The organism is Novacetimonas pomaceti, from assembly GCF_003207955.1.
GTDB lineage: Bacteria > Pseudomonadota > Alphaproteobacteria > Acetobacterales > Acetobacteraceae > Novacetimonas > Novacetimonas pomaceti.
In genome coordinates, this window is record NZ_NOXG01000013.1 from 47,967 (window position 1) to 69,631 (window position 21,665).

General features: G+C 61.0%; 20 protein-coding genes. 17 read left to right on the top strand and 3 right to left on the bottom strand.

Annotation, left to right across the window (positions count from 1 at the left end):
- The first annotated feature begins 1 nt into the window (after position 1).
- The 14 genes from CFR71_RS10815 to CFR71_RS10880 all read left to right on the top strand — a co-directional run bounded on the left by CFR71_RS10815 (position 2) and on the right by CFR71_RS10880 (position 16,462).
- The gene (locus CFR71_RS10815) at positions 2 to 1,150 is read left to right on the top strand and encodes a dihydrodipicolinate synthase family protein (protein WP_110530973.1); all 1,149 of its coding nucleotides are present in this window, start codon (positions 2 to 4) and stop codon (positions 1,148 to 1,150) included.
- 1 nt (position 1,151) lies between these two features.
- Positions 1,152 to 2,009, top strand: a complete 858-nt coding sequence (locus CFR71_RS10820; RefSeq protein WP_110530975.1) for a sugar phosphate isomerase/epimerase family protein — start codon at positions 1,152 to 1,154, stop codon at positions 2,007 to 2,009.
- A gap of 30 nt (positions 2,010 to 2,039) precedes the next feature.
- Positions 2,040 to 2,801 (top strand): electron transfer flavoprotein subunit beta/FixA family protein, encoded by a 762-nt coding sequence (locus tag CFR71_RS10825; RefSeq protein WP_110530977.1) that lies wholly within the window; start codon positions 2,040 to 2,042, stop codon positions 2,799 to 2,801.
- Entirely contained in the window at positions 2,801 to 3,733 is a 933-nt protein-coding gene (locus tag CFR71_RS10830) for an electron transfer flavoprotein subunit alpha/FixB family protein (protein ID WP_110530979.1), read from the top strand. Before CFR71_RS10825 ends, CFR71_RS10830 begins: the two co-directional genes overlap by 1 nt.
- Positions 3,734 to 3,913: 180 nt before the next feature.
- Positions 3,914 to 5,002: an aldo/keto reductase gene (locus tag CFR71_RS10835; RefSeq protein WP_110530980.1), complete on the top strand. Its 1,089-nt coding sequence runs from the start codon at positions 3,914 to 3,916 to the stop codon at positions 5,000 to 5,002.
- Positions 5,003 to 5,204: 202 nt separating this feature from the next.
- Positions 5,205 to 6,317 (top strand): sugar ABC transporter substrate-binding protein, encoded by a 1,113-nt coding sequence (locus tag CFR71_RS10840; RefSeq protein ID WP_110530982.1) that lies wholly within the window; start codon positions 5,205 to 5,207, stop codon positions 6,315 to 6,317.
- An 84-nt stretch (positions 6,318 to 6,401) separates the two neighbouring features.
- A complete protein-coding gene (locus tag CFR71_RS10845) occupies positions 6,402 to 7,367 on the top strand; it encodes an ABC transporter permease (protein ID WP_110531022.1) in 966 nt (321 codons plus the stop codon).
- Between the two features lie 6 nt (positions 7,368 to 7,373).
- Positions 7,374 to 8,879, top strand: a complete 1,506-nt coding sequence (locus CFR71_RS10850) for a sugar ABC transporter ATP-binding protein (RefSeq protein ID WP_110530984.1) — start codon at positions 7,374 to 7,376, stop codon at positions 8,877 to 8,879.
- The gene (locus CFR71_RS10855) at positions 8,816 to 9,832 is read left to right on the top strand and encodes an ABC transporter permease (protein ID WP_110530986.1); all 1,017 of its coding nucleotides are present in this window, start codon (positions 8,816 to 8,818) and stop codon (positions 9,830 to 9,832) included. The genes CFR71_RS10850 and CFR71_RS10855 overlap by 64 nt, the downstream gene beginning before the upstream one ends.
- A gap of 19 nt (positions 9,833 to 9,851) precedes the next feature.
- Entirely contained in the window at positions 9,852 to 10,886 is a 1,035-nt protein-coding gene (locus CFR71_RS10860) for a zinc-dependent alcohol dehydrogenase (RefSeq protein ID WP_110530988.1), read from the top strand.
- Between the two features lie 124 nt (positions 10,887 to 11,010).
- Entirely contained in the window at positions 11,011 to 11,820 is an 810-nt protein-coding gene (locus tag CFR71_RS10865; RefSeq protein WP_239019325.1) for a TetR/AcrR family transcriptional regulator, read from the top strand.
- A 458-nt stretch (positions 11,821 to 12,278) separates the two neighbouring features.
- A complete protein-coding gene (locus CFR71_RS10870; protein WP_110530993.1) occupies positions 12,279 to 13,868 on the top strand; it encodes an acyl CoA:acetate/3-ketoacid CoA transferase in 1,590 nt (529 codons plus the stop codon).
- Between the two features lie 139 nt (positions 13,869 to 14,007).
- Entirely contained in the window at positions 14,008 to 15,267 is a 1,260-nt protein-coding gene (locus CFR71_RS10875; protein WP_207781371.1) for a glycerate kinase type-2 family protein, read from the top strand.
- A 238-nt stretch (positions 15,268 to 15,505) separates the two neighbouring features.
- Positions 15,506 to 16,462 (top strand): alpha/beta hydrolase, encoded by a 957-nt coding sequence (locus CFR71_RS10880; protein ID WP_110530997.1) that lies wholly within the window; start codon positions 15,506 to 15,508, stop codon positions 16,460 to 16,462.
- A gap of 130 nt (positions 16,463 to 16,592) precedes the next feature.
- Here CFR71_RS10880 and CFR71_RS10885 read toward each other — a convergent pair whose 3' ends face one another.
- On the bottom strand, positions 16,593 to 17,963 hold the full coding sequence (locus CFR71_RS10885) for an NAD-dependent succinate-semialdehyde dehydrogenase (RefSeq protein WP_110531000.1): 1,371 nt from the start codon (positions 17,961 to 17,963) through the stop codon (positions 16,593 to 16,595).
- 16 nt (positions 17,964 to 17,979) lie between these two features.
- Positions 17,980 to 19,104 carry an alkene reductase gene (locus tag CFR71_RS10890; protein WP_110531002.1) on the bottom strand — a complete coding sequence of 375 codons (1,125 nt, stop codon included), beginning with the start codon at positions 19,102 to 19,104 and terminating at the stop codon, positions 17,980 to 17,982.
- A gap of 115 nt (positions 19,105 to 19,219) precedes the next feature.
- Here CFR71_RS10890 and CFR71_RS10895 point away from each other — a divergent pair, with 115 nt between their 5' ends.
- A complete protein-coding gene (locus tag CFR71_RS10895; RefSeq protein WP_110531004.1) occupies positions 19,220 to 19,582 on the top strand; it encodes a winged helix-turn-helix transcriptional regulator in 363 nt (120 codons plus the stop codon).
- A gap of 218 nt (positions 19,583 to 19,800) precedes the next feature.
- Here CFR71_RS10895 and CFR71_RS10905 read toward each other — a convergent pair whose 3' ends face one another.
- Positions 19,801 to 20,877, bottom strand: a complete 1,077-nt coding sequence (locus tag CFR71_RS10905; protein WP_110531008.1) for an SDR family oxidoreductase — start codon at positions 20,875 to 20,877, stop codon at positions 19,801 to 19,803.
- Positions 20,878 to 20,992: 115 nt separating this feature from the next.
- Between CFR71_RS10905 and CFR71_RS17200 the strand changes: the two genes are divergently transcribed.
- Entirely contained in the window at positions 20,993 to 21,187 is a 195-nt protein-coding gene (locus tag CFR71_RS17200) for a hypothetical protein (protein ID WP_338065936.1), read from the top strand.
- Entirely contained in the window at positions 21,184 to 21,408 is a 225-nt protein-coding gene (locus CFR71_RS17205; protein WP_338065938.1) for a winged helix-turn-helix transcriptional regulator, read from the top strand. The genes CFR71_RS17200 and CFR71_RS17205 overlap by 4 nt, the downstream gene beginning before the upstream one ends.
- Positions 21,409 to 21,665: the final 257 nt, after the last annotated feature.

Here is a 21,665-nt window from a genome sequence, read left to right on the forward strand (position 1 = left end):
CATGAAAATCGCACTGCCTGACCAGACCGGCCGGAAGGTGGATTACCTTCTGGTCGGCACACCACTTTCCCCTGCGGTCCTGCCGCCCGATCCGGTGCGCGTTGTCTATTCGGCGGCGCACGTGGTGGCCGATCCCTATGCCGCGACCGACCCGTCGGGACAGGCCGCGATCGACTGGGACAGGACGCTTGCCTTCCGCCATTACCTGGCGGGGCTGGGCCTGGGCATCGCCGAGGCGATGGATACGGCGCAGCGCGGCATGGGCCTTGACTGGTCGCGCTCGCTCGAACTGATCCGCCGGACGAAGGCCGAACTGCCCGATGCGCTGGTGGGCAACGGCTGCGGGACCGATCAGCTTGACCCGCGCGACGCCACCTCGATCGATCAGGTGACCGGCGCCTATCTTGCGCAGGCCGAAGCCATTCAGGCCGTGGGCGGGCGGATCATCCTCATGGCCAGCCGCGCGCTGGTGCAGGTGGCGCGCACGGCGCAGGATTACCGCAGGGTCTATCGCAGGGTGCTGGAAAGTTGCGACCAGCCCGTCATCCTGCACTGGCTGGGGGAGATGTTCGATCCGGCGCTGAAGGGATACTGGGGTACGGACGATTTTGGCGAGGCGATGGAAACCGTCCTGACCATCATCGAGGAAAACCGGCCGCGTATCGACGGGATCAAGATTTCCCTTCTGGATCGGGAAAAGGAGATCATCCTGCGTCGCCGGCTGCCGGCAGGCGTTCGGATGTATACCGGCGATGACTTCAATTATCCCGAACTCATCGAAGGGGACGCGCAGGGGTTCAGCCACGCGCTGCTTGGCATTTTCGATCCTCTGGCCCTTGCCGCCGTGCATGCGGTCAACCGTCTGGGGGAGGGGGATGTCGCGGCCTTTCGCGCCGTGCTTGACCCCACCGTGCCGCTGGCGCGCGTGATCTTTCGCGCCCCCACCCAGTATTACAAGACGGGCGTTGTCTTCCTGGCATGGCTGAACGGGTTTCAGGATCACTTCATCATGCTCAACGGGGCGCAGGCCATGCGGCCGCTGCCCTATTTTACGGAAATATTCCGGCTGGCGGATGGCTGCGGGCTGCTGCGTGACCCGACGCTTGCCGTTGATCGCATGAAAACCCTTCTGGCGATGTACGGGGCATGACATGCGTGATTTCCGTCATGACCTGTCGGCCCTTGCCCTCAATACCGCGACCCTTGGCCATAACATGGAAGGGGCGGGATGGGGATGGTCGCCCGAACGGACGATAGATGCCTGCGCCCGGCGCGGTATCGGCGGGATCGTGTTCTGGCGCCGCGAAATCGAGGCAAGGGCTGTCGCAATCGGTAATTATGCCCGCGCGGCTGGCGTCAGGGTCGTGGGCCTGTGCCGCGCGCCGTTCCTGGTGGGACCGCTGGCATTTCGTAGTGAAGCGGAGGTGCGCGACGATTTTTATCGCGCGATTGACCAGACCGCCGAACTGGGTGGCGACATCCTGACCATCGTTGTGGGCGGCGTGCAGCCGGGCACGAAGGGCGTGGGCGAAAGCCTTGGCCTTGTCGGGCAATACGTGGCGGATGCCGCGGCCCGTGCCGCGTCGGCGGGGGTGAGGCTGGCGCTGGAGCCATTGCACCCGGTTTATGGTGGCGACAGGTCCTGCCTTGTCACCACGCGCGACGCGCTTGACCTGTGTGACCGGATCGGCGCCGATAACCTGGGTGTTGCGATCGATGTCTATCATGTCTGGTGGGATACCGACCTGCCGCGCCAGCTTGCGCGCGCGGGTGGGCGCATCCTCGGGTTTCATCTGTGTGACTGGCTGGCCCATACCGCCGACGTGCTGCTTGATCGCGGCATGATGGGCGATGGCGTGGCCGACCTTGTCGCCATCCGCGCGGCGGTCGAGCAGGCCGGGTATCAGGGTTTCTGCGAGGTTGAAATCTTTTCCGCGAACAACTGGTGGAAGCGCGATCCGGCGGAGGTGCTTGACGTGATGGTCGGGCGCTTTCGCACGGTGTGCTGAATGCGGCGTATCTGAATTTGTGGGGAAACCATGAAAATCCTTGTCCCTGTAAAGCGCGTCATAGATTACAACGTCAAGGTCCGCGTTCGCCCCGATGGATCGGGCGTTGACCTGGCGAACGTGAAGATGTCCATGAATCCCTTTGACGAGATCGCGATGGAAGAAGCGGTCCGCCTGAAGGAAAAGGGCATTGCTTCTGAAATCATCGCCGTATCCATCGGAACACCGCAGGCCAGGGACATCCTGCGCACGGCCCTGGCGATGGGGGCTGACCGGGCGATCCTGGTCGATGCGACGGCGGATGTGAACTTCGACATCGAACCCCTTGCCGTGGCAAGGATCCTTGCGCGCCTTGTCGAGCGGGAGAAGCCTGATCTTGTCATCGCGGGCAAGCAGGCCATCGACAACGACATGAATGCGACGGGACAGATGCTCGCCGGCCTGCTGGGCTGGGGGCAGGCGACCTTTGCCTCCCGCATCGAGATCGCGCAGGGACATGCCGTCGTGACGCGCGAAGTCGATGGGGGCCTGCAGGTCATCCGTGTCGCGTTGCCCGCGGTGATTACCGCCGACCTGCGGCTTAATGAACCGCGTTACGTCTCGCTTCCCAACATCATGAAGGCCAAGAAAAAACCCTTGGAAGAATGCCCGCTTGGCGCGCTGGACGTTGATATCAGCCCACGGCTGAAGGTGGTGCGCACGATCGAACCCTCCCGCCGGTCGGCTGGCATGCGCGTGGCGTCGGTCGATGAACTGATTGACAAACTGAAAAACGAAGCGGGAGTCCTGTGATGCCTGTTCTGCTGCTGGCCGAAGTCAATAACGGGCGCCTGGCGCGCGATGCCGTCGCCAGGGCCCTGTCCGCCCTGTCCCCCCTTGGGGAAAGGATCGACGTGCTGGCCATGGCGGGTGAAGGCGCGGATGCAGCGGCGGAAGCCGCGTGGCTGGACGGCGTCGGTCAGGTGCTGCTGGCGCAGGACGGGACGCTGGCCCATGGCCTGGCGGAACCTGCGGCGGCACTTGTCGTCTCCCTTGCCGGGCGGTACACGCACATCGCAGCACCAGCCACGGCATTTTCCAAGAATGTCCTGCCCCGTGTCGCGGCCCTGCTGGATGTGATGGTGATTTCCGATGTCACGTCGATACATGACGCGGATACCTTTGATCGTCCGGTTTATGCCGGAAATGCCGTCCAGACCGTAACATCGACCGACCGTATCAAGGTGCTGGGCATAAGGACCTCGGTATTCCAGGGCGTGGAAAAAGCCACGGCCGCCGCCCCGGTTGAAACGGTTGCGGCCATGCCGGATCCCGGCCTTTCGTCGTGGGTGGAGGATATCGTGGCGGTTTCCGAACGGCCGGATCTGGCATCGGCGCGGGTGGTCGTGTCCGGTGGCCGGGGCGTGGGGTCCAGGGAACAGTTCGACACGATCATCAGGCTTGCGGACCGGATGGGGGCGGCCGTCGGCGCCAGCAGGGCGGCGGTTGACCTTGGCTATGCCCCCAATGACTGGCAGGTGGGCCAGACGGGCAAGGTGGTCGCCCCGGACCTGTATGTGGCGGTCGGCATTTCAGGTGCGATCCAGCACCTCGCGGGGATGAAGGATTCCAAAATCATCGTCGCCATCAACAAGGATGAGGACGCGCCCATTTTCCGGATTGCCGATTATGCCCTTGTGGGTGACCTTTTTACCATCATTCCCGAACTGACGGCCCGGCTGTAACCGTGCCGATACCCACGATGTCCTTGCAGGGGAATACCACACGAAACAATTAGGACCCATGCCCCTGTCCGGATGAAACGCAGGCAGGGGTCCGGGATTTATATGGGAATGACAGCCGTCCGTAAAAAATAAGCCACATCCGAAAGAGATGATGTGGCGCAAGAACAAGGATGACAGGCTATGAACCCTGATGAAAAACGTAAATTCGGCCGCACTGGCCTTGAGGTAACCGCCTTTGCCTTTGGCACGGCCCCGCTTGGCAACTTCCTGCATGAAGTCGGTGAGGACGATGCGCAGGAAATGATCGGGCATGCATGGGATGCGGGCATCCGGTTTTATGATACCGCGCCCATGTATGGCCACGGGCTGGCGGAACTGCGGCTTGGCCAGGCGCTGCGCTGGAAAAGGCGGGATGATTTCGTCCTTGCCTCCAAGGTGGGGCGCGTCCTGCATCCCGCCAGGCGGGCCGATATCGATTTCACGCCGTGGAGCAACGCGGCCCCCAATACCATGGCGTTCGACTACAGTTATGACGGGACGATGCGCGCGTTCGAGGATTCGCTGCAACGTCTCGCGCTGGAACGGATCGACATGCTGTTCATCCATGATATCGATCGCTTTACCCAGGGCGATGCGCAGCCCGAGGTCTTTGCGCAGGCCATGGATGGATGCTGGCGCGCGCTGGAACGCCTGCGCGATCAGGGCGTGGTCAGGGCGATCGGGGTCGGGGTGAATGAATGGGAAGTCTGTTACGATGCCATACGGCAGCGTGATTTCGACTGCTGCCTGCTGGCCGGGCGTTACACGTTGCTGGAACAGGACGCGCTGGACCGGTTCCTGCCGCTTTGCGAAAAACAGGGCGTCGCGGTGGTGGTGGGCGGCGGGTTTAATTCCGGTATCCTCGCCACCGGCGCGGTGCAGGGCGCAAAATACAACTATGCCCCGGCACCTGCCCCTGTCATGGAACGTGTCGCGCGGATCGAAGCAATCTGCCACGCATATGACGTGCCGCTTCCCGCGGCGGCGTTGCAGTTCGTCGTGGCGCATCCCGCCATTCCGACATTCTGCGCCGGCACGCGCACCGTCGCACAGCTTGAACAGAATCTCCGGTGGTTCCGCCATCCCATTCCCGGCGGGTTCTGGCATGAACTGAAGGAACGGGGATTATTGCGCGAAGACGCGCCCGTTCCCGTTGCCGATACGGCAGGCCCCGCGATGTTTCAGTCGCAGGCGGCGTCTGGTGGCACCAGCGCCAGCCCCGCGCCATAGCCCCGCACGGCAGGCATGGGACATCGCATCGTGCCATGTGCCCTTTCGGGCCATGGCGGGGGCGGGTTTTGCGGGGGAAGGCCCCCGATCCTGCCCGGATGTCGCCAGCAATTCGGTAACTATCTGGTTCGATACAGATAACGCCATGAAACATGCCGTGTCATGACGGCATTACCCGAAAACAGACCTTCCGGAGACAGATATGTCGTTCATCAAGACCTATATAGAGCGGCAGACATTAAATCGGCGCACCATGCTCCTGATGTCAGCCTATGGGCTGTTCGGGGCGGCGGCCACGGCAGGGCTACGGCCGGGGCGCGCACGGGCGGCGGCACCGAACGGCCCCAGGATCGCGTGGAGCTATCGCGACCGGACAAATCCTTACTGGAACGCGATTGTTTCGGGCGGCAATGCCTTTGTCCAGAGCCTCGGCCTGCCGCAGAGCGCGCTGATCAACCTGATAAACGAAGGGTCCAGTGAAAAGTCGCTGTCGGACATCCAGTCCCTGCTGGCCCGTTATGGCAGTGGCGTCGCCCTTGCGGTTGATCCGAACGACATGCCCAACTGCCGCCCCGTGGTGGAGGCGGTGAACAAGGCGGGCGCATATGTTTCCACCATCTGGAACAAGACCGACGACCTGCATCCATGGGATTTCGGCGATCATTACGTATCACACATGACATGGTCCGACGTCGGCCCGTCCGAACAGACCGCGCGCGTGCTGTTCGATGCCATGGGGGGGAAGGGCGGCGTCGTGCACCTGGGGGGCATTGCCTCCAACAACCCGGCCATCGAACGTCTGGCGGGGTTTCGCAACGCGCTGAAGGCATACCCCAACATCCAGCTTCTCGCGGTGCAGGCCGCCGACTGGGACACCCAGAAGGCCAATCAGGTCATGTCCGGCTTTCTGACCCGGTATGGCGATTCCATAAAGGGCGTGCATTGCGCCAGCGACACCATGGCCTATGGCGTGATCGAGGCCCTGCGTGCCGAGGGGATCGAGGACATGCCCGTCGTGTCCTATGACGGCAATCCGCAGGCGGTCGAACTGGTGACCAAGGGCAAGATCCTCGCGACGGTTTTCACCAATCCCTACTGGGCGGGGGGCATTACGGCGTCGCTGGCCTATTACGCGGCGAGCGGTGTGTTCAAGCCATCGGCGGAACCACATGAACACCGCGAATTCTATGGCCCCACCACACTGGTCACGACCAAGGACGCGCAGGATTTCAAGGCCAGGTATATCGATACCAACCCGCAATATGACTGGAAGAACTTCTGGGCGCTGGCCAGGGGGCAGATCCGGTACGGGTAAGAATAACTGTCGCGACTGGAAATATCCGCAATGATTTTCCTGTCGCGTGATTTCCTCATTGTTGGAAAAAAAGAGGCTGGATCGATGAACAGGTTCCTGGCCACGGATGCCCTTCGCAAATGGGTGCCGCTTCTCGTGCTTGTGGGGTTGTGCCTGTTTTTTACGGCGCTCAATCCCAATTTCCTGTCATTGCGTAATTTCGCGCGTATCGCCATTTCGTCTTCGCCCGCGCTGATGGTCGCCATCGGGGTGACGTTTGTCATCCTCATGGGGTCGATCGACCTTTCGATGGAGGGAACCGTCGCGGTCTGCGCCGTGGTGTTCGCGCTGATCCTCAATGCGCTGGGCGGCACGATCGCCGGGCGGGGATGGGTGGCGCTTCCCGCCGCGCTGCTGGTTGGCGCGGCACTGGGCGCGATCAACGGCATCGTGCATGTGAAACTCAGGATCCCATCCTTCATGGCCAGCCTGTCGCTGGGCTTTGTGGGGATCGGGCTGTCCCTGCTGATTACCGGGGGGGATCGGATCCTGATTGACGATCCGCCTTTCCGCTCGCTGCTTACGGTGCGGGTGGAGGGCTTTCCCCTCATGGCCTATGCGGCGCTGGCTTGCCTGCTGGTGGCATGGTTCATCCAGGACCACACCACGGTCGGCCGCAACTTTTACGCCGTGGGCGGGGGCGAGGACCTGGCGCGGGCGTCGGGGCTGAATGTCGGGCGGCTGCGGATCATCGGCTTCGTGCTGGCCGGCGTGTTCTATGCGCTGGGGGCGATTTTCGCCGTGGCGCGGCTTGGCATTGCCGAAACCGAAACCGGGCGCAATTTCATGTTCATGTCCATCACATCCGTCGTGGTGGGGGGCACCGCGTTGCGCGGGGGTGAGGGCGGCGTGTGGAACACGCTGGTGGGCGTGCTGATTGTCAATGTCATCGGTAACGGAATGGTGGTGATCGGACTGGCTGATTATTTCCAGGACGGCGTGCTGGGCCTTCTGGTTATTGCCGCGGTCTATCTTTCCACCGACCGGCGTTCCCTTTCCTTTGTAAAGTAAGGTGCCATGTTCGAACTGGTGAATGTCGAAAAACGCTATATGGGCGTGCATGTGCTCAAGGGCGTGGATTTCCGCATCGATGATGGGGAAATCGTCGGGCTGGTGGGGGAAAACGGCGCGGGCAAGTCCACGCTGATGAAGGTGATCTATGGCGCCGTCCAGCATGATGCCGGGACGCTGCTGGTGGATGGCGCGCCCGTCAGTTTCCGCAGCCCGCGCGATGCCATGAAACGCGGGGTGGGCATGGTGTATCAGGAACAGTCCCTGATCCCCAACCTGACGGTGATGGAAAACATCTTTCTCGGCTTTGAAAAACCCTTTGTCCGGTTTGGCGCGATCAACTGGAAAAAGATGGCCGAGGCCGCGCGCAGGCAACTGGCGAAGGTCAGGCTGGATATTGATCCGGGCACCATTACCGCGCGGCTGACCTTTGCGCAGCGCCAGCTTGTCGAACTGGCCAAGGTGCTGGCGCTTGAGGAACGCGTGGAGGGCAAGCTCGTCATCCTGCTGGACGAGCCGACATCCGTGCTGTCGCGTGATGAGATCGAGCTGCTGTTCAGCGTGGTGCGGGCATTGCGCCATCGCGCGTCCTTCATCTTCGTCTCCCACCGGCTTGATGAAATCGTCGCGCTGTCCGACCGCATCTACGTGCTGAAGGACGGGGTGGTGGTGGATGTCATGGAAGCGAAGGGTGCGGATATCAGCGCCATCCAGAAGAAGATGGTCGGCCGCGACATCAACGGCGAATATTACCGCGAGGACAGGCAGGCCCCCTACGACCCTGACAGGGTCCTGCTGGAACTGGACCATGTCGAGATCGCGGGGCAGGGCAACGACATTTCCCTTACGCTTCACGCGGGCGAAGTCCTGGCCCTTGTCGGTGTCGAAGGCTCCGGGCGGGAGCCGATCCTGCGTACGATATTCGGGATGCTGCGCCCCGACAGGGGCACGCTGCGCATCCGTGGCGAGCCGGTGCATGCCTTCAGCCCCGCGCACAGTGTCGCCCACGGCGTGGGGTACGTGCCGCGTGAGCGCAAGGTCGAAGGGATCGCAAGCGGCATGAACGTGTTCGAGAACATGACCCTGCCGCAGATGCGGAACTATTCGCATGCAGGCGTGCTCGACATCAGGGCCGAACGTGACCTGGCGCGGGAATGGATCGGAAAACTGTCGATCAAGGTGCCATCCGAATATGCCGATTGCGGCAATCTTTCGGGTGGGAACCAGCAGAAGGTCGTTCTGGCGAAATGGCGCAGCAGCGGGTCGGAGATCATCCTGCTCGACCATCCCACGCGTGGCCTCGATATCGGGGCGAAGGAAGATGTTTACGCAATGATCCGTGACATGTCGGCGCACGGCGTGGGGATCATCCTGGTCGCCGATACGCTGGAGGAGGCGATCGGCCTCAGTCACACCATCGCTGTCATCAAGGACGGGGAAATCAAGAAATGGTTCAGCTGTCAGCCGAAGGCAAAGCCCTCCCTTTACGATCTCATCCAGTACATGGTGTAAGTGGCGACCTGACCCTGACCGAAAGGCTGCGGCGTCATTTCCCGTGGATCACGCTGCTCAGCGTGCTGCTGCTGGTGGGGATGCGGGATATCAATTTCCTCAGCCCCGAAAACCTGATCAACCTGGCGGCGGATGTCGTGCCGCTGCTGATCATGGCCGTGGGCATGACCTTCGTCATCTATATCGGCGGCATCGACCTGTCGTCACAGTCGGTCGCCAATATGTCCACCGTGCTCGCGACCATCGCGTTACCGACGTTCGGCGTCGGGGCGGGGATCCTTGTGATCGTCGCGGGGCTTGTGGCGGGCACGGTGTCGGGCGCGGTCACGACGCGGCTGAAGGTGCCGTCCTTCATCTCCACACTCGCGGTGGGGGGGATCGCGCTGTCGGTGGGGCAGTATGCCTCGGGGCAGCAGGCCCTGCACATGGACACCGCCCAGCGCCAGCACGCCTTTGGCTGGATGACGGGGCAGGTGGCTGGCGTTCCCGTTTCCCTGATCCTGGCGCTTGCGATTGTTGCACTGGCCTGGTTCATCCAGACCCGGATGATGCCGGGGCGCATCTTCAAGGCGCTGGGCGCGGGTGAGCCCGTGGTTGTTGCATCCGGCATCCGTGCGGAACGATACCGGATCCTTGCCTTCGCACTGTCCGGCATGTTCGCAGCCCTTGCGGGGCTCATGTTCTCGGTCAGGCTTTCGGGTGGTTCGCCCACCTTGGCTGAGGGATTCCTGCTGCCCGCGATTGTCGCGGTGCTGGTGGGGGGAACGCCACTGACGGGCGGCGTGGGGGGCGTGCTGAACACCCTGATCGGCACCATGATTGTCGCGGTGGTGCGCGCCAGCATGCTCTATTTCAATATTCCCGCCACAGGGCAGCAGATTTTCTTTGGTGTGGTGCTGATCATCGCTATCGCGACAACAATAGATCGCTCAAAAATGCGCGTTGTCAAATAAAGGTCAGGGAGAAACGATAATGGAAACCATGCAGGCGGCCGTGCTGGTGACGCCCGGTCATTTCGAGGTGCGGGAGGTGCCGATACCGGCCACCGGCCCCGATGACGTGCTGGTCCGGGTGGATCGGTGCGGCATATGTGGCACTGACGTTCATATATTCGAGGGGCATTACGTGGCCGACAGGCTGCCGTTCATTCCGGGCCATGAATTCACGGGCACGCTGGCGCGCGTGGGCGAACGGGTAAGTGGCCTGCAGGTGGGGCAGCGGGTGGTGGCCGACATCAATATCGGCTGTGGTCACTGCTATTACTGCAGGCGCAATGAAATCCTGAACTGCCCGCAGATGCGCCAGATCGGCATCCATCGCGACGGTGGCTTTGCGCAGTATGTTTCCGTCCCGGCGCGTCAGATCATTCCCGCGCCGGATACGGCCGCGCCCGGGGTCCTGGCCCTGACCGAGCCTGTGGCCTGCGTCGTCCGTGCCGCGCGCAAGGCCCGGGCCGGTTTCGGGCAGTCGGTCGTCGTGCTGGGGGCCGGCCCGGTGGGCAATCTGCATATCCAGATGATGCGGCTTGTGGGGGCGGCCCCGATCATTGCCGTGGAACTGTCCCCCCGGCGCGCCGAACTTGCGGCGCGGGCCGGGGCCGATGTGGTCATTACCGACCCGAATACCATGCTGGATATCGTAAAATCGCATACCGGCGGGCGGGGGGCCGATATCGTGATCGAAAGCATCGGATCGCCCGCCCTGTATGCACGTGCATTCGACCTGATCCGCCCGGGCGGACACGTCGCGGCCTTTGGCATTACCGGGCCGGACGATACTGTCGCGGTGCGGATACTCGACATGATCCTGAAGGAAAATTCGATGAAGGGGTCCGTCGCGGGCATGGGCGAGGACATGCATGACGCCCTGACACTGCTGACGCATGGCCGTTTCCAGGTGGAACCTTTTACACAGTCCGTCGTGCCGCTGGAGCATATCCAGTCGGCGTTCGATACCCTCAGGGACAGGTCGGAAATCCTCAAGGTCCAGATCGCCCCGCCCGCGTGAACGCCGATAAACCGGCCGGCATCACTGGAAAAGCGCCAAAAGGCAGGGCGGAAACAGGCACGCGCCGTCCTGCCGGGATGGATCGCGCGGCCATGCGACATCCCCCACTGGTGCCCAAGGGAGGATGTTTCCACGCTGGGTAAATGCCTTGTTACCTGGGCCGGGACGGAGTACAGGAACCGTATCGGATCCGTATATTCCTGTCAGCCGCCGCCTGCTCTTTCCAATGCAAGGAGATCCCATGCCAAAAGTATTGAACGTTGCCAAACGGGCCGGGTCACAGGCAAGGAAAACGTCAGCCGGCAAAACAGGCACGTCACATGCAAGGGACGCGGAGGCCACGCAGAAGCGCATTCTGGCGGCGGCCAAGAAAGAGTTTGCAATGAACGGTCTGGCTGGCGCGCGCGTCGATACCATCGCCGAAAAGGCCGAAGCCAACAAACGCATGATCTACCATTACTTCGGCAGCAAGGAAGCCCTGTTCGAACGCGTGCTGGAAGATGCCTATGCGGATATATGCCGCGCCGAACAGTCCCTGAAACTGGATCACCTGGACCCGAAGACGGCGCTTGAAACCCTTGTCAGGTTTACATGGCAATATTATCTGGACAATCCGGAATTCCTGACACTGGTCAATAATGAAAACCTGCAGAAGGCGGTTCATCTGCATGGTTCAAAGGTGCTGCCGGTCATCAGCCGCAACCGCCTTGATATGGTCGAATCCCTTCTGGCACGCGGGGAAAAGGCAGGCATATTCCGCCGTGGGATCGATGCCATGCAGCTTAACATAACCATCGCGGCTGTCGGGTATTATTATATTACCAATCGCTTTACGGGTTCCATTATCTTCGACTGCGACTTCATGGCGTCAGGCATGCTGCGCAAGCGGCTGGCGTTCAATATCGATACGATTGTCAGAACCGTCTGTAAATAAATGAAAAAACAGACATCCTCGCATGCGGGGTTTTTGTAAAGATGTTTCTTCGGAATGGTTTGAAGAAATAATACAGAGTTATTTGGGGGTAGCCTTTTTTCAAAAATGAGGCGCTTCCTGAAGCTTTTTGAAAAAAGATTCACCAAAAACTTCTTTATGATTTTCAGGATATCTGAAGGGGGAGCCTTTTCAAAATACCCTTTAAATACCATGGGAATCATAAGATGCCGTGTTTTTTACAGGAAATTGGCATCCCTTCAGGTTCAGCCTTTGCCGTGATGTGTCGTCACATGCCCTGCGGGAACGATCCATCATTCCGGTAAGGCAAAAAATGACCTGTTTACAGGACATTCACATGCGCGTGGGGGACAACCCGTTTTGGCAATAATGCTTGAGGTCGGGTTGGTCCGGATATATAAATAACCAGATAGTTATGTGTGGTGATGAGAGGTTCCGGTATGTCAAAAACAAAAAGCGCCGCGGACGTCGCCGCGTTGATCGGTGATAACGCCATTGTCGTGGTGAATTCATCAAGCGGCCTGTGCTGCCCCGATGCGGTTCTGGCCGCCATTGGCGAACGGTTCCGCGCCGAAGGCGCGCCGCGCAACATTACGACCATCCACCCCATTGCCGCGGGCGACATGTTCGGCACGCGGGGGGTGGATCACCTGGCGCAGCCGGGCCTGATTTCGCGCATTATCGGCGGATCGTATCCGTCCGGTCCTTCCTCGGCCGAGCCCCCCCTGATCCGCCAGATGCTGGGACGGAACGAGATCGCGGCCTATAACGTGCCCAGCGGCATCATCTTCGATATCCTGCGCGAAGGGGCCGCCATGCGTCCCGGCGTGCTGACGAAGGTCGGGCTGGACACGTTTGTCGATCCCGCGCAGGAAGGCTGCGCCATGAACGAGGCCGCGCGGGAAACGCCACTTGTCAGCAAGGTGGAATTCCAGGGGGAGGAATGGCTGTATTTCCCCGCCATCCGGCCTGATGTCGCCATTATCCGCGCCAGTACCGCCGATGAACGGGGAAACCTGACGTTCGAGAACGAGGGCGCCTACCTTGGCGCCATGGAACTCGCCCTTGCCGCCCATAACAGTGGCGGCATCGTCATCGCGCAGGTCCGCCAGGTAGCGCAGGCAGGCACGTTACGCCCTCATGACGTGCGCGTGCCCGGCATTCTGGTGGATTACGTGGTCGAAGCCCCGAACCAGTTGCAGACCACCGCAACCCCCTATGATCCGGCGATTTCGGGCGAGGTGTTCCGTCCGCTCGACAGTTTTGCCCTGCCGCCTTTCGACGTGGCCAAGGTCATGGCCCGGCGCGTGGCGCGTGAACTGCGGCCCGGATGGGCGGTGAATATCGGCTTTGGCATCTCGGCCAACGTGCCGCGCATCCTTCTTGAGGAAGGGCGCCATGGCGAGGTGACATGGGTGATCGAACAGGGCGCGGTTGGCGGGATTCCGCTGCTTGATTTCAAATTCGGCTGTTCATCGAATGCCGAGGCCTTTGTCGCATCCCCCCATCAGTTCACCTATTTCCAGGCTGGTGGCTTCGATGTTTCCCTGCTTTCCTTCCTCCAGATCGATCGCAACGGGTCGGTCAATGTTTCAAAACTGTCCGCGCGCCCCCATGTCACGGCGGGTTCGGGCGGGTTTGTCGACATCACGTCGCGGGCGCGGCGGATTGTCTTTTCCGGCTATTTCAACGCCGGCGCGAAATTCGACATCGTCGATGGCAGGCTGGTGATCGAACGCGAAGGCAAAATCGCCAAAATCGTTGACGAGCTGGAGCAGGTCTCCTTCTCCGGCCCGCGTGCGGTAGCACAGGGACAGGAAGTGCTCTATGTTACGGAACGCTGCGTCATGCAGTTGACCCCGGATGGATTGATGGTAACGGAAATCGCGCCCGGCATCGATCTGCAGACGCAGATCCTCGACCAGGCGCAGGCATCGCTTCTGGTCTCTCCCACGCTGCGTGTCATGGATGCGGCACTTTTCCAGCCTGATGGCAAAAGCCCGTCACACGCCGCCCGCGTCGCGGCCTGACGGGAAGGGGGCCTGTCGCGTCATGGCGCGGCAGGCCCGTTATTGCGGGCGCGGGAATGCGCGGTCATGCATGCGCGCGCCCGGTCCGTCATGCCTGTCTGTCCCGATGGACCGGATGCCCGGTTGAGGAGAGTTGTCCATGTCGGAGGAGCGTGCGTTTCTGACACGCCTTTTCAGGGCTGCCGTTGCGGCGGCCGATCCAGAAGTGGTACTGCGGCCTTTCCTTCCGCCCCCGCCTGCGGGCCGGACGGTCGTGGTCGGCGCCGGCAAGGGCGTTGCCCAGCTGGCCCGCGCGCTGGAACGGGCATGGGATGCGCCCCTGTCCGGCATCGTGGTGACGCGGTATGGCTATGGCGTGCAATGCGAACGCATCCGCGTGGTGGAAGCAAGCCACCCCGTGCCGGACGCGGCGGGACTGGAGGCGACGCGGCTGCTGTTTGACGCGGTGGCAGGGCTTGCTCCGGATGATCTGGTGATCGCCCTTGTGTGCGGCGGCGGTTCCGCCCTGCTGCCCGCGCCGGTGGAGGGGCTGGACCTGTCCGACGAAATCGCCCTTAACGAGGTCCTGCTGGCGTCGGGCGCGCCGATTTCGGTCATGAACCTGATCCGCAAGCAGGTTTCGCGTATCAAGGGGGGCAGGCTGGCCGCTGCGGCATGGCCCGCGCGCGTGGTAACACTTGTCGTATCCGACATCCCGGGGGATGACCCCGCGTTGGTGGCGTCAGGACCGACGGTGCCGGATCCCGGCACGCGCCATGATGCCCTGGCAGCCATCGAGCGGTATGGCATTGCGGTGCCCCCCGCGATCATGCGCCATCTGCGACATGCCATGACGGATGCGCCGCGACCTGACGACCCGGTGTTCCAGCGCAATATGGTGCATGTCATCGCATCCGCCGCCCGGTCACTGGAGGCCGCGGCGGAAGTGGCGGCGGCCGAGGGCATCAGGGCAGCGATCCTGTCTGATTCCATGGAGGGCGAGTCCCGTGACGTGGCGCAGGTGCATGCGGCGATCGCGCGCGAAATCGTCCTGCGTAACCGGCCGTTTCCCCGACCGGTGGTCCTTCTTTCGGGGGGGGAGACAACCGTGACGCTGCGCGGGGACGGGAAGGGGGGACGCAACAGCGAATTCGCCCTTGCCTTCGCGCTCGGCATCAATGGCATGGCAGGCATTCATGCGCTGGCGGCCGATACGGATGGCATAGACGGGAGCGAGGATAACGCCGGCGCGTTCGCGGATGCGTCCACCGCGTCCCGCCTGTACCAACGCGGCATGGATCCGGCGATTTTCCTGCGCCGCAATGACGCATGGACAGCTTTTTCCTGTCTGGGCGACCTGTTTGTAACCGGGCCGACGGGTACGAATGTCAATGACTTCAGGGCAATCCTGATTTCGTGAATACAGGGGCAGGATTACCGTTCATATAGAATATGGGAATGTCATATATTCCATAATAGAACGATCAGGATAGCAGATATAAAAGATAGAAAAATAGTATAGTTTTATATTTTATATTCATTTGCGCAGTAAGATATTTGATTTCCCTCATGGATGATCACGCGAATGAGAGTGACGGTCTCCTTGTCGAAACCGGTTCCGATTGCCGGTTTCTGATAACAAGAGGACTTGATTCATCATGCCGAAAAACGTCGTAAATCCCGAATTCCTTCCGATCCTGGAAAAGATGCCCTCCTTTGACGGGCTGTCTGACCGATCCCTGCCGGAAGTGCGGGAAATTTTCATGACGGCAGTACGCCTGATCGAAGGGCGTCCTCTGTCCGATGTCGAAACACAGGAAGAATACTTACCCGGCCCGGCAGGCGCGCCAGACGTTCGCGTGCTGATCTACCGGCCGCGCGAACGTCGGCCCAACGCGCCCGCCATGGTCTATATCCACGGCGGCGGCCTTGTTTCCGGCCATCCCGAAGTTGACGACCCCAAATGCCAGGTCCTGGCCAGCAAGATGGGATTTGTCGTGGTTTCGGTCGATTATCGCCTTGCGCCCGAGGTCAGGTATCCCGGCGCGATCGAGGACTGTTATGCCGTGCTGAAATGGGTGCATGAAAATGCGCAGAAGCTGGGCATCAATCGCGACAAGGTGGTTGTCGCGGGGGAAAGCGCGGGGGGTGGGCTGAGCGCCGCCCTGTCGCTGATGGCGCGCGACCGCAAGGAATACAGGCTTGCCTACCAGCTGCTGATCTATCCGATGCTTGATGACCGGACGGCGACGAAGGTGGATCCGGCCCCCGACTTTGGCGAATATGTCTGGACGCGATCGGCCAACAAGTTCGCGTGGGAGGCCTATCTGGGGGCTGCCGCGGGCGGGGCTGACACGCCTGCCTATGCCTCTGCCGCGCGGGCAAAGGATCTGTCCGGCCTTCCGCCCACGTTCATCGGGGTGGGGTCCATGGACCTGTTCCTGTGCGAGGATCTGGATTATGCCCGCCGCCTGATGGCGTCCGGCGTCCCGACGGAGGTTTTCGTGGTGCCGGGTGCCTATCATGTATTCGACATGTTCGTGCCCGATGCCGAACTCTCCCGCCGCTTCATGGACGCCTATTGCGCGGGGCTGAAGCGGACGCTGGGCCTGTAACGGGACAGGGGACGCGAACAGCAGGGCGCATCCGTTGCAATGCGCCGTGAAAGTTCGTGTCCCCGTGTTGTTTTCCGCGGGTTTCCATCCGGGCAAAACGACCCGGATGGAAATCCGTGTCCGGGGAATGTCAGCCCACGCGGATAAGCTTGCGGTTGATGAACTCCTCGATCCCCAGGAAGGACAGTTCACGTCCGAATCCTGAATTCTTGATCCCGCCAAAAGGAAGTTCCGGTGCGGCGGCAGTCGCCGTATTGATGAACATCATGCCGGTTTCGACCTGTTCAGCGACCCTTTCGGCCCGCCCGATATCGCGGGAGAAAACAGCCCCGCCAAGCCCGTAGGGGGAGTCGTTCGCCAGTTCAATGGCTTCGTGTTCGCTTGCCACCTTGTGCACGACCGCCACGGGTCCGAATATTTCCTGATAGAATACGGGATTGTCCTTCGACACGCCCGTCAGGATGGTCGGCTCCATGAAGAAGCCCGTCCGCTCCATCCGCTTGCCGCCAGCCACCAGGGTTGCCCCTGCCTTGACGGCTTCGTCGGTCTGCGCAAGTGCGGTGTCGAGCGCCTTTTTACTGCTCATCGGGCCATGGGTGGTGCCCTCGGCCAGCGGATTGCCAATGCGGAACTGCGTGATCGCTTTTTTCAGTCCCGCAACGAAAGCGTCATGGACCTTTTCATGCACGATCATCCGCTTGGCCGCCGTGCAGACCTGCCCATTATTGGCGAACCGGCCCCATGTCGCCCACTTCACGGCGAGTTCAAGGTCCGCGTCATCCAGCACGATGAAGGCGTCGCTGCCGCCCAGTTCCATCGTATCCTTCTTCAGCGCCGCGCCAGCTTCGGCGGCAACGGCCTGCCCGGCGCGTTCGCTCCCGGTCAGGGCGACGCCACGGATGCGGAAATCCTTGATAAGGTCCGAGGACTGCTCGTTGCTGAGGAAGATGTTGGTGTAAACGCCTGCCGGCGCGCCCGCGTCATGGAACAGCTTTTCAAAGGCCAGGGCGCATTGCGGCACGTTGGGGGCATGCTTGGCGATCACCACGTTGCCCGCCATCAGGTTCGGCCCCGCCACGCGCGCAAGCTGATAGTAGGGAAAATTCCATGGCTCGATACAGTAAATCAGGCCAAGCGGCTGATTGATGATCTTTGCACGGCCTTCCTTGACCTTCAGATGCGTGGGGGCAAGGAATTCTGCCGCGCCGTCGGCGTAGAAGGAAAGAATGTCAGCCGTGATGTCGATTTCTTCCAGCGCATCAGGCAGCGCCTTGCCCATTTCGGTCGCGATCAGGCGCGCATGCGCCACGCGGTCACGGCGCAGCAGGTCGGCGGCCTTTGACATGATGGCCTTGCGGGCTGCGATGTCGCGCTTTTTCCAATCGGTCTTCCACACATGGTCCGCGCGATCGACAATCGCCTTCATCTGTTCGGAGGTGTGAAGTTCGAACGTGCGTTCCACGGTTTCAGTGGTCGGGTTGAGGGTCTGGTAAAAACTCATTGGTACATTTCCCTGTTTATTGATTATGGAAAGGGTAGTCGGTATAGCCATGCGCGCCGCCGCCATACATCGTCGCCGGGTCCAGCGGATTGAGCGGCCATCCATGTTCCAGCCGCGCGGGAAGGTCAGGGTTGGCGATGAACTTCCGGCCAAAGCCGATCATGTCCGCCCAGCCATGGCCCAGCACATGCTGCGTCTTGTGCAGGTCATAACGCCCCGCGCACAGGATGCGGCCACCAAAGATGTCGCGCACGGCGGCACGGAATGAATCCGGCATTTCAGGCGCATTGTCCCAGTCAGCCTCGGCAAGCGAAACATAGGCAATGCCCGCTTCCGCCAGCACGCGAACGGCCTGTGTGTAGGTTTCCGCCGGATCACTTTCCAGCAGCCCGAGATAGACCCGCTCTTCCGTAGTGGTGCCGAACAGCGGGGAAAACCGCACGCCAAGCCTGTCGGCGGAGACAACGGCACGGACGGCCTCCACCACCTCGCGCAGGAAGCGCAGGCGGTTGGACAGGGACCCGCCATAGGCATCGGTGCGGAAATTGGACCGTTCGGACATGAACTGGTTGATCAGGTATCCGTTGGCCGCATGGATTTCAACGCCATCAAACCCCGCCGCCAGCGCATTGCGGGCAGCCTGCGCATACAGTTCAACCAGCTGGTGGATTTCCGGAACCGTCAGCGCCCTTGGCGTATCCGGCGGGACAAGTTTTCCCGTGCCCGGCCCGGTCGGGATGAAAACATTCACGCCCGTGGCCGCCACGGCGGATGGCGCGACGGGCGGCTGATGGCCGGGTTGCAGGGCGCGATGGGAAACCCGGCCAACATGCCACAGCTGCGCGAAAACAGGCCGCTGCTTCTGATGAACGGCCGTCGTGACCTGTTTCCATCCCGCGATCTGTTCCGGCGTGTAAATACCGGGCGTCCATGCGTAACCCTGCCCCCGTGGCTCGATCTGTGTTCCCTCGGTGATCAGGAAACCCGCCTGCGTGCGCTGGGCATAATATTGGGCCATCAGCCCGTTGGGGATGTCGCCGGGCTGCGTGCTGCGGCATCGTGTCAGGGGCGGCAGGAAAATCCGGTTTTCAAGGGACAGGTTCCCCAGACGGGTCGGAGTGAAAAGAGAAGATTTCGACATGACAAGCCTTGTTCACAAACAGACACGCAGTATCTGGCCTGTCCATGAACATTGACCTGTCGGTCCTTGTGCGCAAGAACGCACATAAACCGCCACTAGTGTCAGGAATGATACCATGCCCCGTATCCGCCACACCACGTTGACATGCAGCCCCGGCTGCACGGTGGAAGCCACGCTGGAACTGTTCGGGGGAAAGTGGAAGGCGCTTATCCTTTATCACCTGTTCGAGGACGGGGTGTTGCGTTTTGGGGAATTCCGCCGCCGCATGCCCAACGTCACGCAGCGGATGCTGACCAACCAGCTACGTGAACTCGAAGCGGACGGGCTGGTCTCCCGCACCGTTTTCCCCGAGGTTCCGCCGCGCGTGGAATATGAACTGACCGATCTGGGCAGGACCTTAAGGCCGGTTATCGAGGCGCTCAAGAAATGGGGCGATGAACATGCCCATTCCCTGCAGGGCAGGAAATCCGCCGATTGATGCCGGATGGTAAGATGTTTTCCGGTGGAAACGGCTGATAGGAATAACAAAAGTTTTTGGGTGTCGCCTTTTTTCAAAAAGGCGACATTCTTCGAAGCTTTTTGCAAAAAGCTTCACCAAAAACTTTTATGATTTTAGCATATTCTTGGGACTGCCATTTCAAACAGTCCCTATGACAGCCGGAGGGGACCAGACGCAACGCCCGATCCCCTGTTTTTCTATCTGTTCCGTCCGGGGATATAGCCCTCGGCACTCAGCCGTTCAAAAAGGTCAAAGAATGAATCCGGGGTATACCGATACCCGGTAAAGCCGAACTTACGGCTCTTGCTCATGTCCGTCACGCATTCGACAGGCCGGCCGAGGTCGGCGTCTGTATGCCATGCCGACGCCAGCCGATGGAGCGTTTTCTCGCGCAGGCCGTATTTCTCGGAAATCGCGGTCCAATCCGCCTCTTTTCCGTTCAGCATCCGCTCCAGCGACGTGGCATGTCCGGGATAGGCCGCAGCCTCGATACCGAACCAGGCCGCCAGTTCCGGCCAGAGCCAGTTCCAGCGGAACACGTCCCCGTTGACAACATTGAACGCTTCGTTGCGTCCGGCGGGATTGCTGGCCGCCCACAGGATCTGGCTGGCCAGCTGGCGGGCATCCGTCACGTCCGTCAGGCCGTTCCACTGCATGGGGGAGCCGGGGAAAACGAAGGGCAATCCCGTTTCACGACACAGCGTTGCATAAACAGCCAGCGTTGTCCCCATGTTCATCAGGTTACCGATCGCATAGCCGATGACGGTATGCGGACGATGGACCGTCCAGGAAAAGCCGAACCTGCGCGCGGCCTCGAACAGCACGTCTTCCTGATTGTAGTAGAAATTTTCCAGATCGAGCCGTGGCATGACCTCGCGAAAAGGTGTCTGCGGCGGTGCCCCCTGGGCATAGGCCTCAAACGGTCCCAGATAATGCTTCAATCCCGTGACAAGGCTGCCGTGGACAAGGGATTGCGGCTTTGGCAGGGCCTCGAACACGTTGCGGATCATCGTGCTGTTGGCGACGCAGTTTTCCTTTTCGGTCGCCCGGCGCGTCCATGTCGTGAAAAAGACATGCGTCGGCTCAAGCCCCGCAAGCGCCTGACGGAGCGAGGATGGATCAAGCGCATCCCCGGCCACGGGAATGATGGTGCCCGGCAGGTTTTCAACGCGCCGCGCAAGGCCGTAAACGCTCCAGCCCTCCGCAACAAGCCGGTTGGCAAGGTTCTGGCCAACGATCCCCGTTGCGCCAACGACAAGAGCCCTGTGAGACATCTGTTCCCTCCCTGAATGAAACATGGATTTCGCACGTTGTTGGGAAACGCTACAAAACGCAATCCGGCACCTTTTCATGCCCTGGTCACCCGATGGTTCCCAGGAGTTTTCTGACATGGACCTTGCCCCGCTGCCCGACATCTACCGCCGTGCGCCGTTTGCCGGGGACTGCGCGCCGCGACGCCTGCTGCGCCTGTTCAGTGGCAAATGGACGACGATGATCCTGCATACGCTGCATCTGTCTGGCGGCGCGTCCCGGCCCGGCCCGGACAGCTTCAGCGCAATATTCCGGGCCTGTCAAAGAAGATGATGACCCAGACCCTGCGCGGGCTGGAGGAAATGGGACTGGTATCGCGCAAGGTCCTGCAGGTCATGCCGCCTGCCGTGGAATACCGGCTGACCGCGCTGGGACGGCAGTTTATCGAGCCTCTGGAAATGCTCTATCGCTGGGGGGCGGAACATACGGCGTTACTGGATCGCGTTGAGCGGAACGCCGCCATGGCCGAAAGGCAGGCATTCACACCGGCATGAGGAAAAATCCGGAAAACTTTTCATGTTTCCCTGTCTTGTTACCGGCAGGGGTTTTCGTCCCGCAATGCGAAAACCGCCATGAACGGGAGCATGCATCATGCCGCGTGGTGACAAATCCGCATACACGGACAAGCAGAAGAGACAGGCCGAACATATCGACGCGGAAATCTCACAGAAGGGTTGTACATCGGGTTAGATTATGAAAAAGTCTGTTTTGCACAAAAGAAATTTTCGTAAGCTATAAGAAAACCCGATGC

Excerpts from the sequence above, each read along its gene's own strand:
- CFR71_RS10815 (WP_110530973.1), top strand. The coding sequence starts at position 2 with ATGAAAATCGCACTGCCTGACCAGACCGGCCGGAAGGTGGATTACCTT.
- CFR71_RS10820 (WP_110530975.1), top strand. The coding sequence starts at position 1,152 with ATGCGTGATTTCCGTCATGACCTGTCGGCCCTTGCCCTCAATACCGCG.
- CFR71_RS10825 (WP_110530977.1), top strand. The coding sequence starts at position 2,040 with ATGAAAATCCTTGTCCCTGTAAAGCGCGTCATAGATTACAACGTCAAG.
- CFR71_RS10830 (WP_110530979.1), top strand. The coding sequence starts at position 2,801 with ATGCCTGTTCTGCTGCTGGCCGAAGTCAATAACGGGCGCCTGGCGCGC.
- CFR71_RS10835 (WP_110530980.1), top strand. The coding sequence starts at position 3,914 with ATGAACCCTGATGAAAAACGTAAATTCGGCCGCACTGGCCTTGAGGTA.
- CFR71_RS10840 (WP_110530982.1), top strand. The coding sequence starts at position 5,205 with ATGTCGTTCATCAAGACCTATATAGAGCGGCAGACATTAAATCGGCGC.
- CFR71_RS10845 (WP_110531022.1), top strand. The coding sequence starts at position 6,402 with ATGAACAGGTTCCTGGCCACGGATGCCCTTCGCAAATGGGTGCCGCTT.
- CFR71_RS10850 (WP_110530984.1), top strand. The coding sequence starts at position 7,374 with ATGTTCGAACTGGTGAATGTCGAAAAACGCTATATGGGCGTGCATGTG.
- CFR71_RS10855 (WP_110530986.1), top strand. The coding sequence starts at position 8,816 with ATGGTTCAGCTGTCAGCCGAAGGCAAAGCCCTCCCTTTACGATCTCAT.
- CFR71_RS10860 (WP_110530988.1), top strand. The coding sequence starts at position 9,852 with ATGGAAACCATGCAGGCGGCCGTGCTGGTGACGCCCGGTCATTTCGAG.
- CFR71_RS10865 (WP_239019325.1), top strand. The coding sequence starts at position 11,011 with ATGTTTCCACGCTGGGTAAATGCCTTGTTACCTGGGCCGGGACGGAGT.
- CFR71_RS10870 (WP_110530993.1), top strand. The coding sequence starts at position 12,279 with ATGTCAAAAACAAAAAGCGCCGCGGACGTCGCCGCGTTGATCGGTGAT.
- CFR71_RS10875 (WP_207781371.1), top strand. The coding sequence starts at position 14,008 with ATGTCGGAGGAGCGTGCGTTTCTGACACGCCTTTTCAGGGCTGCCGTT.
- CFR71_RS10880 (WP_110530997.1), top strand. The coding sequence starts at position 15,506 with ATGCCGAAAAACGTCGTAAATCCCGAATTCCTTCCGATCCTGGAAAAG.
- CFR71_RS10885 (WP_110531000.1), bottom strand. The coding sequence starts at position 17,963 with ATGAGTTTTTACCAGACCCTCAACCCGACCACTGAAACCGTGGAACGC.
- CFR71_RS10890 (WP_110531002.1), bottom strand. The coding sequence starts at position 19,104 with ATGTCGAAATCTTCTCTTTTCACTCCGACCCGTCTGGGGAACCTGTCC.
- CFR71_RS10895 (WP_110531004.1), top strand. The coding sequence starts at position 19,220 with ATGCCCCGTATCCGCCACACCACGTTGACATGCAGCCCCGGCTGCACG.
- CFR71_RS10905 (WP_110531008.1), bottom strand. The coding sequence starts at position 20,877 with ATGTCTCACAGGGCTCTTGTCGTTGGCGCAACGGGGATCGTTGGCCAG.
- CFR71_RS17200 (WP_338065936.1), top strand. The coding sequence starts at position 20,993 with ATGGACCTTGCCCCGCTGCCCGACATCTACCGCCGTGCGCCGTTTGCC.
- CFR71_RS17205 (WP_338065938.1), top strand. The coding sequence starts at position 21,184 with ATGATGACCCAGACCCTGCGCGGGCTGGAGGAAATGGGACTGGTATCG.